15 protein-coding genes are annotated in these 14,419 nt (G+C 67.3%); 7 read left to right on the top strand and 8 right to left on the bottom strand.

The window, feature by feature from the left end; all coding sequences use genetic code 11:
* Positions 1-7 precede the first annotated feature (7 nt).
* Both B4A72_RS04530 and B4A72_RS04525 read right to left on the bottom strand, forming a co-directional pair.
* Positions 8-337 (bottom strand): hypothetical protein, encoded by a 330-nt coding sequence (locus B4A72_RS04530; protein ID WP_292952974.1) that lies wholly within the window; start codon positions 335-337, stop codon positions 8-10.
* Entirely contained in the window at positions 334-1,071 is a 738-nt protein-coding gene (locus B4A72_RS04525) for a DUF421 domain-containing protein (RefSeq protein WP_292952971.1), read from the bottom strand. The genes B4A72_RS04530 and B4A72_RS04525 overlap by 4 nt, the downstream gene beginning before the upstream one ends.
* A gap of 102 nt (positions 1,072-1,173) precedes the next feature.
* Here B4A72_RS04525 and B4A72_RS04520 point away from each other — a divergent pair, with 102 nt between their 5' ends.
* A complete protein-coding gene (locus tag B4A72_RS04520; RefSeq protein WP_292952969.1) occupies positions 1,174-1,647 on the top strand; it encodes a YbaK/EbsC family protein in 474 nt (157 codons plus the stop codon).
* Positions 1,648-1,696: 49 nt separating this feature from the next.
* Positions 1,697-2,521 (top strand): aldo/keto reductase, encoded by an 825-nt coding sequence (locus B4A72_RS04515; RefSeq protein WP_292952967.1) that lies wholly within the window; start codon positions 1,697-1,699, stop codon positions 2,519-2,521.
* Here the strand turns inward: B4A72_RS04515 and B4A72_RS04510 are convergent.
* The gene (locus tag B4A72_RS04510; RefSeq protein ID WP_292978151.1) at positions 2,511-3,302 is read right to left on the bottom strand and encodes an alpha/beta hydrolase; all 792 of its coding nucleotides are present in this window, start codon (positions 3,300-3,302) and stop codon (positions 2,511-2,513) included. The genes B4A72_RS04515 and B4A72_RS04510 overlap by 11 nt on opposite strands.
* A 66-nt stretch (positions 3,303-3,368) precedes the next feature.
* On the opposite strand from B4A72_RS04510, the gene kynU reads away from it, so the two are divergent.
* The 4 genes from kynU (at position 3,369) to B4A72_RS04490 (ending at position 9,830) form a co-directional block, all read left to right on the top strand.
* Positions 3,369-4,556 (top strand): kynureninase, encoded by a 1,188-nt coding sequence (gene kynU, locus B4A72_RS04505; protein ID WP_292978150.1) that lies wholly within the window; start codon positions 3,369-3,371, stop codon positions 4,554-4,556.
* A gap of 62 nt (positions 4,557-4,618) precedes the next feature.
* Positions 4,619-5,680, top strand: coding sequence for an efflux RND transporter periplasmic adaptor subunit (locus B4A72_RS04500; RefSeq protein WP_292952959.1), 1,062 nt, complete (start codon positions 4,619-4,621; stop codon positions 5,678-5,680).
* The gene (locus B4A72_RS04495; RefSeq protein WP_292978149.1) at positions 5,677-6,792 is read left to right on the top strand and encodes an efflux RND transporter periplasmic adaptor subunit; all 1,116 of its coding nucleotides are present in this window, start codon (positions 5,677-5,679) and stop codon (positions 6,790-6,792) included. Before B4A72_RS04500 ends, B4A72_RS04495 begins: the two co-directional genes overlap by 4 nt.
* A complete protein-coding gene (locus tag B4A72_RS04490; RefSeq protein WP_292978148.1) occupies positions 6,789-9,830 on the top strand; it encodes an efflux RND transporter permease subunit in 3,042 nt (1,013 codons plus the stop codon). The genes B4A72_RS04495 and B4A72_RS04490 overlap by 4 nt, the downstream gene beginning before the upstream one ends.
* A 200-nt stretch (positions 9,831-10,030) precedes the next feature.
* On the opposite strand, the gene msrA is transcribed toward B4A72_RS04490, so the two are convergent.
* From msrA to B4A72_RS04475, 3 genes are all read right to left on the bottom strand, one after another.
* Positions 10,031-10,537 carry a peptide-methionine (S)-S-oxide reductase MsrA gene (msrA, locus tag B4A72_RS04485; protein WP_292952950.1) on the bottom strand — a complete coding sequence of 169 codons (507 nt, stop codon included), beginning with the start codon at positions 10,535-10,537 and terminating at the stop codon, positions 10,031-10,033.
* 1 nt (position 10,538) lies between these two features.
* A complete protein-coding gene (gene msrB / locus B4A72_RS04480; RefSeq protein ID WP_292952947.1) occupies positions 10,539-10,979 on the bottom strand; it encodes a peptide-methionine (R)-S-oxide reductase MsrB in 441 nt (146 codons plus the stop codon).
* A 62-nt stretch (positions 10,980-11,041) separates the two neighbouring features.
* Positions 11,042-12,010: an NAD(P)H-dependent flavin oxidoreductase gene (locus tag B4A72_RS04475; RefSeq protein ID WP_292952944.1), complete on the bottom strand. Its 969-nt coding sequence runs from the start codon at positions 12,008-12,010 to the stop codon at positions 11,042-11,044.
* Between the two features lie 137 nt (positions 12,011-12,147).
* Between B4A72_RS04475 and B4A72_RS04470 the strand changes: the two genes are divergently transcribed.
* Positions 12,148-13,044 (top strand): 5'-methylthioadenosine/S-adenosylhomocysteine nucleosidase, encoded by an 897-nt coding sequence (locus tag B4A72_RS04470; protein ID WP_292952941.1) that lies wholly within the window; start codon positions 12,148-12,150, stop codon positions 13,042-13,044.
* Here the strand turns inward: B4A72_RS04470 and B4A72_RS04465 are convergent, their stop codons facing one another.
* Positions 13,045-13,773, bottom strand: a complete 729-nt coding sequence (locus B4A72_RS04465) for a hypothetical protein (RefSeq protein ID WP_292952938.1) — start codon at positions 13,771-13,773, stop codon at positions 13,045-13,047.
* Positions 13,774-13,843: 70 nt separating this feature from the next.
* The coding region (gene pyrF / locus B4A72_RS04460) for an orotidine-5'-phosphate decarboxylase (protein WP_292978147.1) at positions 13,844-14,419 on the bottom strand (576 nt) is incomplete at its 5' end.

Here is a 14,419-nt window from a genome sequence, read left to right as displayed (position 1 = left end):
GATCGGCTCAGTCATCGGCGGACGATCCGCCGGCCTCGTCGAAGAAGGGCTGCACCTGGGCGATGATGACCGCGTTTTCGTCGCGCGCGCGATCCATCAGCGCGCGTTCCTCGTCGTCGATCTCGTGACCATCGGCCAGCCTTTCCTCGCGCGTGCCATAGCCGGTGACGTCCAGCGGCGCCATCCCGGCCTGTTTCAGGATCGCCACGGTTTCGCGAACGGCCTCGTCCTCGTTGCGGCCAGAGGCATAGCAGACCAGCGCCGCGCCCCGGCTGCCGCCGGGCAACCCGTCGCCCGTCCTGCGTCCGACCTCGACCAGCAGCGTATAGACATTCATGATCGCTCGGTCCCTGCCATTGGCGTCTCCGGCGCAACCCAGACCTTGCCGCCGCAATGGCCGCATCTGCCGTCGGGCAGGGCGACATGCGCCGCCTCGATCGCGCCGCATCTGGCACAGCATGTCAGGCCGCCCGGCGCAAGGGCCGGATCGGTCAGCGGCGCGGCGCCGGGCTGGTCGGGGACCACGGAATGGGGCGGCACCAGCGACAGGCCGGGGCGCGGTGACGGAAAGCGAAATACCGACAGCCCGCCGCTGCTTTCGAGATAGGCATGTTCGACCGCACCCAGATTGCGCACGCCGTTCTGGCGCAGCAGGGCCTTGATTTCGGCCGAGCCCATGTCGCAGGCATCCATCCCCTCGGGCAGCAGGCGCCCGTCATGGACCAGCGCCACCGCGCGGCCGTCGATCATGTGCTTGGCGCTGTCGGATCGCAGGATCAGCAGGTCCAGAACCTTGTTCATGCCGATGACGCCGGTGATCACCAGCATCGCCGCCAGCAACGGCACATCGGGGTAGAACATCGCATCGCCCACCGCGGAGCCGAGAGCGATGACCAGGACGAATTCCACCATCGACAATTGCGCCACGCCGCGCCCGCCGATCCAGCGGATCATGACCAGCGTATAGGCATAGATGATCAGCGTCCGCACAAGGATTTCGGCATAGAACAGCAGCGGCTGTTCGCCCAGGAACATGCGTTGCAGGTCAAAGGGGGTGACGGGCTGGTCCATGCCGGGCGCTCGTGGATAGGTGTGGCCGAACGCGCCTTCTCGGGCCGGGTTCCCCGGCGGCGCGGTTGTGGGTATTTGGACAACAGAGAAGCGGAGGGCGGCGTGAGCAAGAGCCTGAACCGCGTGCGCGCCGCGCTGGTGGCGGCGGGCGCGCCGGTCGAGATCGTCGAAATGGGCGAATCTACCCGCACCGCGGCCGAGGCGGCGCGGGCGGCGGGCTGCGGTATCGACCAGATCGCGAAATCGGTCATCTTTCGCGGCGAGGAGAGCGGTCATGTCGTGCTATTTTTGACGGCGGGCGGCAACCGGGTCGATCCGGCCCGGGCGGCCGCGGTCGCCGGGCAGGCCCTGGGCAAGGCGGATGCGGCGCTGATTCGGGCCGAGACCGGGTTCGCGATCGGCGGGGTGGCTCCGCTGGGGCATCTGAAGCCGGTCACAGCCTATTTCGATCCGCGCCTGTCGGATTTCGACCGGGTCTGGGCCGCGGCGGGCACGCCGCGCCACATCTTCGCCATCGCGCCCGATCGTCTGTTGGCAATCACCGGAGCGGTGGTGGCGGATTTCAGCGGCCGGTGAAACGGGCCGCGCCCCGGCCGCGTTCACCCGCTGCCAAAGGAGTGTAGACATGACCCAACCCATTCTGACCCTGAACGATCACCGCCCGATGCCGCAGCTTGGCCTGGGTGTCTGGCAGATGCCGGAAGGCCGGACTGCCGAGGCGGTGGGCGAGGCGCTGCGAACCGGCTACCGGCTGATCGACGGGGCGGCGATGTATGGCAACGAGGCGGGGATGGGGCAGGCGGTGCGCGCGTCCGGCCTGCCGCGCGACGAGGTTTTCGTGACCTCGAAATTGTGGAACGACCAACAGGGGCGGGACCGGACCCTGCGGGCGTTCGATGCGACGATGCAGCGGCTGGGCCTCGATCATCTGGATCTGTATCTGATCCACTGGCCCTGTCCGGACCGCGGGCTCTATGTCGAAACCTGGAAGACGCTGATCGAATTGCGCGATGCCGGGCGGGTCAGGTCGATCGGGGTCGCCAATTTCCTGCCGCCGCACCTGATCCGGCTGATCGACGAGACCGGCGTGGCCCCGGCGCTGAATCAGATCGAGTTGCATCCCGGCTTCAACCAGGCCGACCTTCGGGCCGAGAACCGGCGTCTGGGGATCGTGACGCAGTCCTGGGCACCGCTGGGCCGCGGCGAGGATCTGGCCGCCGCGCCGATCAGGCGGATCGCGGAACGGCTGCAGGCCACGCCGGCGCAGGTGGTGCTGGCGTGGCATTTGGCGCATGGTCTGTCGGCGATTCCGAAATCGCAGGATCCGGGTCGCCAGCGCGGGAATTTCGGCGCCTTGCAGGTCACGCTGTCCGATGATGACATGGCCGCCATCGATGCCCTGGACACGGGGCGGCGAACTGGCCCCGATCCTGCGAGTTTCAACGGCTGAGCAGCGCCCGCGTCATCGCGCTGTCGGGGCATGCCAGCGATTCCATCACATCGAAATGGTGACGGCCGGGCGCGATCACGCATTGCGTGGCCGCCCCCAGGCCCGCCCAGATATCGGCCAGAAGGCGCGCCTGGCGTAGGAATTCCGGCCGTTCGGCGCCGCCAACCCAGGCCGTGACCGGGATATCCGCGCGGGGCGTCAGCAAGGCCGGGCTTTCGGCGGCGGCCTCGGCCGGGTCGAGCCGCAACGTGTCGTTCAACCTGGTGCGCATCAGCGGGCGCAGGTCAAACAGCCCCGAGATCGGCACACAGGCCGAGACGCGCGCGGCCAGCGGCGCGGGCAGGGTGCCGTCGTCGCAGATCATCCGCGCGGCAAGATGGCCGCCGGCGGAATGGCCGGTCAGCGCGATCGGGCCCGCGATCGCGGCGGCGGCCTGGGCGATCGTTCGGGCGACCTCTTGCGTGATCCCGGGGATGCGGGCGGCTGGGGCCAAGGTATAGGCGGGCAGGGCGACCGCCCAGCCATGGGCCAGCGGACCCGCCGCCAGATGCGACCACAAGGAAGGGTCGAACCGCATCCAGTAGCCGCCATGAACGAAGACCACCAGTCCTTGCACATCCCCGTCCGGCCTGAACAGATGCCCCTGGCCAAGGGGCTGCGGCATGTGGCGTTGGCGGAAGGCTGCCGCCGCCTCGGCCCAGCGGGCGGGCCATGCCTCGCCGTCGGGAATATGGCGGGCATTGGCGTAGGCGTCGTCCCAGTCGGTGATCCGATACAGCATGGCGGTGCTCCTCTTCCGCGCAGGTCACGCGGCTGGTAGCCTTGGGTCAAGAGCAGGGAGACGCGCATGACCGATTTCAGCCGAACGAAACGCGCCTTCCACCTGCCCTCCGGTGTGACCTATCTGGACGGCAATTCGCTGGGGCCGATGCCGCGGGCGGCGCAGCAGCGGGTGGCGGCGATGATGGCCGATGAATGGTCGGACATGCTGATCACGGGCTGGAACAAGGCGGGCTGGTATGAACAGCCCCAACGCGTCGGGAACCGGATCGCGCGGCTGATCGGCGCCGGGCCGGGCGAGGTGGTGATGGGTGACACGCTGTCGATCAAGGTGTTTCAGGCGCTGAGCGCGGCCCTGGCCCTGCGGCCCGAACAGCGGGTGATCCTGTCCGACAGCGGCAATTTTCCGTCCGATCTGTATGTCGCGCAGGGCCTGGCCACCGCGATGGGTGCCAGGTTGCGCGTGGTCGCGCCCAAGAGCGTGGCCGATGCGATCGGCGACGACCTGGCGGTGCTGATGCTGACCGAGGTCGATTACCGCACGGGGCGCCGGCACGACATGGCGGCGCTGACGGCGCGGGCGCATCGGGCCGGGGCGCTGACGATCTGGGATCTGGCCCATTCCGCCGGCGCGGTCGATGTGGACCTGACCGCCTCAGAGGCGGATTTCGCCGTGGGCTGCACCTACAAGTATCTGAATGGCGGGCCGGGCGCTCCGGCCTTCATCTGGGTCAACCCGCGCCATGCAGATGTCGCGCGGCCGATCCTGCAGGGCTGGATGGGGCACGAGGCGCCCTTTGCCTTCACGCCCGACTACGCCCCCGCCCCGGGGATCGAGCGGATGCGGGTCGGCACGCCGCCGGTCATCGCGATGGCCGCGCTGGAGGCGGCGCTGGATGTCTGGGACGAGGTTTCGATGGACCATCTGCGCGCGAAATCGGTCGATCTGACCGGGGCCTTCATCGCCGAGGTCGAGGCAAGTTGCCCCGATCTGCTGCTGAATTCCCCGCGCGACCCGGAACGGCGCGGCTCTCAGGTCGGGTTCCGGCATCGCCAGGGCCATGCGGTGATGCAGGCGCTGATCGCCGAAGGGGTGATCGGGGATTTTCGCGCGCCGGACGTGATGCGCTTCGGTTTCGCGCCGCTCTACAACGATCGCGACGACGTGTCGCGCGCTGCCGCAACGTTAGCCCGGATCCTGCGCGATGAAGGCTGGAAAAAGGCGCAGTTCATGAGAAAAGCTGCCGTCACCTGAGACGAACTTCCCGAGGTCGCGCGACGATCACGCAAAAGGCGGGCACATTTCTGGTGACAAGAATGATTTCATCGCGATATCTGCCGCTTATGGGAATAATCCTGTCAGCCCAGCCGGCCATCGCCGAGGATCCGGCCTTGCGGGTCGAATTCGTCACGGCAGAAGAACAGACGCTGATGCTGGACATGCGCCTGTCGGGCACGATCGAGGCGCGAAACAGTGTCGATCTGGGTTTTCGTCAGGCCGGGCGCGTGGTCGAGGTCCTGGTGCGCGAGGGTGACCGCGTGACCAGGGGAGAGGTTCTGGCGCGGCTTGATTCGGCGCAGCAGGATCAGGCGCTGAAACTGGCCCAGGCTGGCCTGGCCTCGGCCGAGGCCGGGCGCGCGCAGGCGCAACAGGCCAGCGACCGTGCGGCGGCCATGCTGTCGCGCGGTGTCGGCACCCGTGCGGCGCGCGATTCGGCGGTGCAGGCCCTGTCCGAGGCGGAAGGAATGGTCGAAAGCGCGCAAAGCCGGGTCGAGCAGGCGCGCCGGGCGGTCGAGGATACGCAGCTTCTGGCGCCGGACGATGCCGTCGTGACCCAACGCGACCTGGCTCCGGGGCAGATCGTCGGCGTGGCGCAGCCGGTCCTGTCTCTGGCCGCGCTGGACGGGATGGAAGCGGTATTCGGCGTCGCGGATCAACCGATGTTGCGCGAGGCCATGGGCCGACCGGTGCGCCTGCGCGCGCTGGATGTCGAACGTCCGGCCATGACCGGCATCGTCAGCGAGATCGCGCCGCTGGTCGATCCGGCCTCGGGCACCGTCACCCTGCGCGCCCGGATCGAGGACATGCCGGGCGAGACCGCGCTGCTGGGCGCGGCGGTGCGCGGCGACCTGACGATCGAGGGGGCCGCAGGCATCGTCGTCCCCTGGACCGCGCTGATGCGCGACAATGGCGGCGCCGCCGTCTGGGTGGTGGGTCAGGACGGCCGCGTCGCCCTGACCGATGTCACCATCGGCAGCTTCACCGACCGGGCGGTCTATGTCGCGGACGGGCTGACGCCGGGGCAGGTGGTCGTCGGCGCGGGATCGCAATTGCTGTATCCCGGCCGGGCGGTCATGGCGGCCGAGGTCGTCCGATGAGGCACGCCGCCACGATTCTGGCGGTGCTGCTGATGACGGCCGGTCCGCTTCAGGCCTTGCAACTGCCGGGCTGGCTGGCCTTTGGCAAGGCGGTCAGCGAACCCGCGGCCCCGCGTCCGGTCGTCACCGAAATCGTCGAGGACAGCGGCGAATCATCGCGCTGGGTGCCCGGCGTGATCGCCTCGCGCAATCAGGTCGACATGGCCTTCCAGACGCTGGGCCGCATGACGGCCCGTCGCGTCGATCTGGGCGACCGGGTCCGCAAGGGCGAGATTCTGGCCGAGCTTGCGACCGAGGATCTGGCCGCCAATACCCGCGCCGCGCGGGCGCAGCTGGATGCCGCCGAGGTGCAGCAGCGGACGGCCCTGACAACGCTGGACCGGACCCGTGCGCTGGCCCGGCGCAACGTCGCCTCGGCGGCGCAGCTTGAACAGGCCGAACGCGCCGCCGCCGCCGCGGGCGCGGCCGTCGAACAGGCCCGCTCGGAACTGGCGCAGGCCGAGAATACCGAAGGCTACGCGACCATGAAAGCGCCCTTCGACGGCGTGGTCAGCGCCGTTTTCGAAACCCAGGGCGCGGTGGTCAATGCCGGCAAGCCGATCCTGAGGCTTTCGGCCGAAGACGAACGAGAGGCGGTCATCGACCTGCCGGAACCGGCGCTGGCCGGGTTGCCGCCCGATGCCGTCTTCACCATCTGGCAGCGCGGCGATCCCGGCAGCGAGGTGCCGGCGATCCTGAACCGCATCGACCCGCTGGCCGATACCGCGACGCGAACGCGCAGGCTGTATCTGACGCTGCCGCCGGACACGACGCTGCGGCTGGGCGCGCTGATCCGGGCGCGGCTGGGCAGCGCGCGCGATCCGGCGCTGACCATCCCCGAACAGGCCGTCTTCGACCGCGACGCCAGTCCCCATGTCTGGCGCGTGATCCGCGAGGATGGGAAGGGCCCGTCCGGGCCCGGTCGCGTCGAGGCGGTGGCGATCGGGACCGGCGCCACGCTGATGGGGCGGGTGCTGGTCACCGGCGGTCTGACTCTTGGCGATGAAATCGTGATCCGCGGCGTGCGGTCGCTGAGCGATGGTCAGGCCGTGGGGCGGAGGGTCGATCCGTGAACCGCTTCAATCTGTCCGACTGGGCGCTGCATCACCGCAGCTTCGTCTGGTTCCTGCTGATCGTTTCCATGCTGGCGGGCACGCTCAGCTATCTTGCCCTGGGTCGCGAGGAAGATCCGAATTTCACCATCAAGACCATGGTGGTCGGGGCCGCCCTGCCCGGCGCCTCGATCGAGGAGACGCGCGATCAGGTCACCGCGCGGATCGAGAAGAAGCTGGAGGAACTGGACGCGCTGGATTTTACCCGCTCGGTCACGACGCCGGGACAATCGGTCGTCTATGTGGAACTGCTGCCGACGACGCGCGGACCCGCCGTTCCCGAAATCTGGCAGCAGGTGCGGCGGATGATGTCCGATATCCGCGCCGATTTTCCCGATGAATTCGCGGGGTTCCAGTTCAACGACGATTTCGGCGATGTCTATGGCAACATCTATGCCTTTACCGCCGACGGTTTCAGCCCGCGCGAGATGCGCGACCGGGTCGAGGCGATCCGCAGGCAGGTCGCCGCGCTGGATGCCTCGGGCAAGGTCGATCTTCTGGGCGAGCAGGACGAACAGATCTTTCTGGAATTCTCGACCGCGCGGCTGGCCGCGATGGGCCTGAGCCAGCAGCAGGTGCTGAATTCTCTGGCCACGCAGAACGCCATCGTGCCCTCGGGCGTGATCGAGGCCGGGCCCGAGCGGGTGCTGGTCCGCGTGGGCGGGCAGTTCGACGACGCCTCGGCGATCGGTGCGGTGAACCTGCGCGTGGGCGAGCGGTTCTTCAACGTCGCCGATGTGGCGACGGTGACGCGGGGCTACGAGGACCCGCCCCGGACCCTGTTCCGCTATCGTGGCAAGCCCGCCATCGGCTTGCAGATCGGGATGCGCGAGGGCCAGAACATCCTTGAATTCGGCAAGGAGCTGGATGCGCTGATGGATCGCGTCGCGGCCGACCTGCCGATCGGAATCGAGATGGCCAAGGTCGCCGACCAGCCCCTGGTCGTCGACCAGGCGGTCGGTCACTTCGTCAAGGCCCTGGCCGAAGCGGTGTTCATCGTTCTGATCGTCAGTTTCATCAGCCTGGGCTTCCGTGCCGGTTTCGTCGTGACGATGACGATCCCGCTGGTTCTGGCAATCACCTTCGTGATCCTGGAGATTTATGGAATCACGCTTCAGCGGATTTCGCTGGGCGCGCTGATCATCGCGCTTGGCCTGCTGGTGGACGATGCCATGATCGCCATCGAAACGATGATCTCGCGGCTGGAAATCGGAGAATCGCTGGAAAAGGCGGCAAGCTATGCCTGGACGTCGATCGCCTTTCCGATGCTGACCGGGACGCTGGTGACGGTGGCCGGTTTCATTCCCATAGGACTGAACGATTCAGCCGCCGGCGAGTTTACCTTCTCGCTGTTCGTGGTGATCGCGGTGTCGCTGGTCGTCTCGTGGATCGTGGCGGTGCTGTTCGCGCCGCTTCTGGGCGTCACCTTCCTGACCACCCGGATCGCCCGCCACGACGCCCGGCCCGGTCGGCTGCGGCGCGGCTTTCACGTGCTGTTGCGGCTGGCGATGCGGTTCCGCTGGCTGACCATCGCGATCACGCTGGCGCTGTTCGCGGTATCGGTCTTCGGAATGCGCTTCGTCGAGCAGCAATTCTTTCCGACCTCGGACCGGACCGAGGTTCTGGTGGACGTGACCGAACGCCAGAACGCCTCGATCACCAAGACCATCGCCGACATGGACCGGCTGGAAGCGACGCTGGAAGGCGATCAGGACGTGTCGTTCTGGACCTCTTACATCGGCCGGGGGGCGCCGCGTTTCGTGCTGTCGATGGACGTGCCGACGCCGGGACCGCATATGGGCCAGATCGTGATCCAGACCCCCGACCTGGCCGCCCGCGACCGGGTCAAGGCGCGGCTGAACCGGCTGGCCGCCGAGGAATTCGCCGGTGTCGACATCTATGTGAAGAACCTCGAAATCGGGCCGCCGGTCGGCAAGCCGGTGCAATATCGCGTCAGCGGTGCCGATGTCGATTCGGTGCGCGATGCCGCGCGTGGGCTGGCCACCGTGATGGCGACCGAGCCGCGCCTGCGCGATATCGCGCTGGACTGGAACGAGCCTGCGCGGGTCGTCCGGCTGGAGGTCGATCAGGAACAGGCGCGGCGTCTGGGCGTGACCAGTCAGGATATTTCCTCGTCGCTGTCGGCGGTGTTTTCCGGCAAGACCGTCACCCAGTTGCGCGACGGGATCTTCCTCGTCGATGTGATCGCGCGCGGAAACGAAGCCGACCGCAATTCCATCAATTCGATCCGCAATCTGCAATTGCTGAACGGCACCGGCCGGAACCTGCCGCTTACGGCCCTGGTCAGTCTTGATTTCGACACCGAACAGCCGCTGATCCAGCAGCGCAACGGCCTGCCAACGATCACCGTCAAGGCGGCGATCAACGGCAAGGATCAGCCCGCGACCCTGGTCGAGGCCCTGGCCGGCCGGATCGCGGATTACGCGGCCGGCCTGCCGCCAACAATCGACATCGCCGTCGGCGGAACCGTCGAAAGCTCGGGCGACAGTCAGGCGCCCATCGCCGCGGTGGTGCCGGTCATGCTGCTGATCATCGCGGTGCTGGTGATGATGCAGATGCAAAGCTTCCGGCTTTCGCTGATCGTCTTCGCGGCGGCACCCTTGGGTCTGATCGGGGTGGTTGCGGTGCTGGTGCCGTTCCGGGTGCCGATGGGTTTCGTGGCGATCCTGGGGATCCTGGCGCTGGTCGGCATCCTGATCCGCAACTCGGTGATCCTGGTCCACGAAATCCAGGAATTGCTGCATCGCGGCCGCTCGCAATGGGATGCGGTGTTCGAGGCCTCGGACAGCCGCGCCCGGCCGATCCTGCTGACGGCGGCGGCGGCGTCGCTGGCGCTCATTCCGATTGCGCGACAGGTGTTCTGGGGACCGATGGCCTATGCGATGATGGGCGGCATCATCGCCGGCACGCTGGTGACGCTGGTCTTCGTGCCGGCGCTCTATTGCGCGGTGTTCCGGGTCAGGCCGCCGCGGGATTGATGCCTGCCCTTGCCCGCGAACGGGTCTGCGCGCGCCGCCGTGCGACCTGGCGGCAGGCACAGCGCCCCGACGGCGGCGCCATCGCGGGACGCAAAAAACAGCGCCGCGAAGCTTGTCTTCGCGACGCCCTGCCTGCCGGTTTCGCGGCCAATTCTGCAAAGACGCCCTTGCGGCACGCCGCGACCGTCAAATCGCGCCGCCTATTCGGCGGCGCTTCGTCTCGGCAGCACCCAGTTCGGGCGCGGGAAATGGCAGGTATAGCCGTTGGGAAAGCGTTCCAGATAATCCTGATGTTCGGGCTCGGCCTGCCAGAAATCCCCGACCGGTTCGATTTCCGTCACGACCTTGCCCGGCCACAGACCCGAGGCCTCGACATCGGCGATCGTGTCCTCGGCCTCGCGCTTCTGGACCGCATCCGCGTAGTAGATCGCCGAGCGATAGCTGGGGCCGATATCGTTGCCCTGCCGGTTCGGCGTGGTCGGATCGTGGATCTGGAAGAAGAATTCCAGCAGCCGGCGATAGCTGATGATCTCGGGGTCGAAATCGATCTCGATCGCCTCGGCATGATTGCCGTGGTTGCGATAGGTCGCGTTCGGAACCTCGCCGCCGGTATAGCCCGTGCGGGTGCTGATCACGCCCGGCAGGCGCCGGATCAGATCCTGCATGCCCCAGAAACAGCCACCCGCCAGTGTCGCGCGCTCGGTCATCTCAGGCCTCCTCTGCCTGATCAAGGTAGGCGCCATAACCCTCGGCCTCCATCCGGTCCCTGGGCACAAAGCGCAGGGCGGCCGAATTGATGCAATAGCGCAGGCCCCCGGACTCGCGCGGGCCGTCGGGAAAGACATGTCCCAGATGGCTGTCGCCGTGTTTCGACCGGACCTCGACCCGTTCCATGCCGAAGGTCACGTCGCGATGTTCGGTGACATTCGCGTCGATGGGTTTGGTGAAAGCGGGCCAGCCGCAGCCGGAATTGTATTTCGCGGCCGAGGCGAAAAGCGGCTCGCCCGTGACGACATCGACATAGATGCCGGGTTCGAAATGATGGTCATATTCGCCGGTAAAGGCGCGTTCGGTGCCGTTTTTCTGGGTCACCCGGAACTGTTCCGGGTTCAGCCGGTCGATCGCATCCTGCGATTTGCGATATTCCACGTCGGTCCTCCGCGAATCCTGTTCGGTCCCCTATATGGGGTGGACCGGGCGGTCCGCAAAGGTCACGCGGCGCAGAGCATGCGCTTTGCCTCGGCATGGTCGCGGGCCAGCATCTCGATGCGCTGGCCGGCCGGCAGGACGTCGCGCACGGCGCCGATGCCCTGGCCCGATCCCCAGATCTGGCTCCATGCCTTGGCCTTGGCGGCATTGTCGCCGAAATTCATCGCCCTCGCATCGGCGCTGCCCAGATTGTCGGGATCAAGTCCCGCGGCGCGGATCGAGGGGGCCAGGTAATTCCCCGAAACGCCGGTGAACAGCGACGAGGTCACGATGTCCATCGCGTTGCTTTCGACGATCATCCGCTTGTATTCGGGCGGGGCATTGGCCTCGTCGGTGGCGATGAAGGGGCTGCCGATATAGGCCAGATCGGCGCCCATCGCCTGCGCCGACAGAACCGCCCGGCCGGTCGCGATCGCCCCCGACAGCAGCAGCGGTCCGTCGAACCAGTCGCGGATTTCCTGCACCAGCGCGAAAGGCGATTGCAACCCGGCATGACCGCCCGCCCCCGCCGCGACGGCGATCAGCCCGTCCGCGCCCTTGTCGATGGCCTTGCGCGCGAATCTGTCGTTGATCACGTCATGCAGCGCGATGCCGCCGCAATCATGGGCAGCGGCGTTCACCTCGGGTCGCGCGCCCAGCGAGGTGATCCAGATCGGCACCTTGTGGCGGTGGCAGATCTCGATGTCGCGTTCCAGCCGCGCATTGCTGCGATGGACGATCTGGTTCACCGCAAACGGCGCTGCGGGGCGGTCGGGATTGGCCTGGTTATGGCGGTCCAGTTCCTCGGATATGCGGGTCAGCCAGGCGTCCAGCAGCGCGGGCTGGCCATCCTTCTCTCGCGCGTTCAGGGCCGGAAAGCTGCCGACGATCCCGGCCTTGCACTGCGCGATGACCAGGTCCGGTCCCGAGACGATGAACATCGGCGCTGCGACGACGGGAATGCGCAGGTTCTGCAGGATCGGTGGCAGCATGGGTTCCTCCGTGAATTTGGGCAAGGATGGCGCGACCCCGGGCAGGCGGCAACCGTGACGCCGCGACAGTCGCGCCGCGCTGGCCCGAGCCGCCGGATCGGTCTATGACGGGGGCCAGACATCGCGAAGGAGAATCCATGACGCTGTCCCGCCTGAGCCTCGCGGCACTTCTTGCCCTGCCTCTGCCCGCCCTGGCCGGGACCGGCCGCATCGCCGTGATGTCCGCCTTTCCGCCGGAGTGGGTCAGTCTCCAGGCCGATCTGGAAGGCGCCGAGACACAGATCGTCAACGGCACCGAATTCGTCACCGGCACGCTGTCGGGCCAGCCGGTCGTGCTGTTCCTGTCGGGCGTGTCGATGGTCAATGCGGCGATGACGACGCAACTGGCGCTGGACCGGTTCCAGATCGACGCCATCGTCTTTTCCGGAATCGCGGGCGGGGTCGATCCGTCGCTGAATATCGGCGATGTGGTGGTGGCCGGCCAGTGGGGATCCTATCTGGAAAGCATCATGGCGCGCGAGACGGATGGAGGCTTTGCGATTCCGCCGTTTCTGGATTCGCCGTTTCCGAATTACGGCATGATCTTTACCAGCGAGACCACGGTCGCCTCGGACCGGGGTCAGCCTGAAAGCCGGTTCTGGTTTCCGGTGGACGAAATTCTCTTGCAGACAGCGCGCGGTGTTGCCGACAGCACCGAACTGGCCGATTGCAACGCCGAGAATGCCTGTCTGGACAGGACGCCGCAGATCCGCGTCGGCGGGAACGGCGTCTCGGGTTCGGCCTTTGTGGACAATGCGGGCCTGCGCGAATGGATCTTTGAAACCTTCGACGCGCAGGTGGTGGACATGGAATCGGCGGCCGTGGCGCAGGTCGCCTGGGCCAATCAGGTGCCCTTCATCGCCTTCCGGTCGCTGTCCGATCTGGCCGGAGGCGGCGAAGGCGCCAACGAGATGGGCATCTTCATGTCGCTGGCCTCGGAAAATTCGGCATTGCTGGTCAAGCGGTTCCTGGCCGCGATGCCCGCCCCCGAATGATCAGCGCAGCGCGGCGACGCCCCGGACCAGCGGGCGCAGGGCGTCGCCCTTGACCAGCCAGCTTGTCGCGAAGGCGAAGGTGGCCAGCGTTTCCAGCCAGAAGACCGGGCGCAGCGCCGCCAGCCGGGCATCCCAGCCTGTGGCGAACAGAACGCCGATCAGGCCGATGCCGATCACGATCAGCCAGCCGCAGATCAGATAGATGCGGTTCGACGCGCGTTTTTCCATGCTGTCTGCCGCGCCGCGCCGGAAAAGCACGAGGCAGGTGACCGCCAGCGCCGCGAAATACAGCGCCGCCGCAACCAGATGGATTCCGCCCGTCAGCCCGACCCCCAGCCGGCATTGCAGAAGCGTGCAATCGGGCAGGGAATCGGGCGCGATGCCCAAGCCCTGTGGGCTGGTCGGCGCCAGCGCGATCAGCGCGGCCGAGACGGCCGCCACCCGCGCCGTCGCCTTGTCGCTGACGATCTCGGACCCGCGGGGGCGATAGCCCTCGTAGCTCCACAGAAACACCGCCTGGGCGATCAGCGTGCCCACGAAAATCTCGCGCATGGGCGAATAATAGGCCGCCGAAATGCTGCGAAAGAGTCCCGCGGGCGCCGCCAGCCCCCACAGGATCAGCACCACCGGAAGGAAGAAGCCCAGCAGACCGATGGCGCGGCGCACCGCCAGGAAGGACAGGACCAGATCGTTCTCGGCCTTCTGGATGATACCCTGTTTGTCGCCCATGATCGCCTCCGCCTGGAAAGGGCGGAATCTGCCGCGCGCTTAGCCTTGGGTCAACGTGTTGCGTGTTTTCTCATTGCGCCGGACGTTGCGCCTGCGGCGATGAGATCTCTGTAAGGATGGCTTCGGCGGCGGCGCGGGGATTGGCGGCTTTCCAGACCGGTCGGCCGACGACGATGTGATCGGCGCCCGCCGCAATGGCGGTGGCCGGCGTCTCGACCCGTCTCTGGTCGCCCGGATCGCCACCTGCCGGGCGCACCCCGGGCGTCACGATCAGCCCCGAACCGGGCAGCGCCCGGATCGCCGCCGCCTCGCGCGGGGAACAGATGATGCCGTCGGCGCCGGCCTCGAAGGCGCGGGCGGCACGTTCCACGGTAATCTGGGCCAGATCGCCTGGACGGATCATCCCGGCATCCAGATCGGCACGTTCCAGCGAGGTCAGGATGGTCACGCCCAGGATCTTCATGTTCGATCCGCCCGCGCCTTCCTTGGCCGCGCGGATGACATGCGGGTCGCCGTGGACGGTCAGGAAATCCAGATCGAACTGCGCCAGCCCGCGCACGGCGGCCTCGATCGTGGCGCCGATGTCGAACAGCTTCATGTCCAGAAAGATGCGCTTGCCATGTTCGGCCTTCAGCTCGTTGGCCAG

The organism is Paracoccus sp. UBA5162 (assembly GCF_002413585.1).
Lineage (GTDB): Bacteria > Pseudomonadota > Alphaproteobacteria > Rhodobacterales > Rhodobacteraceae > Paracoccus.
Note: the sequence above shows the minus strand (reverse complement) of the source record. Positions and strands in the feature narration are given on the sequence as shown.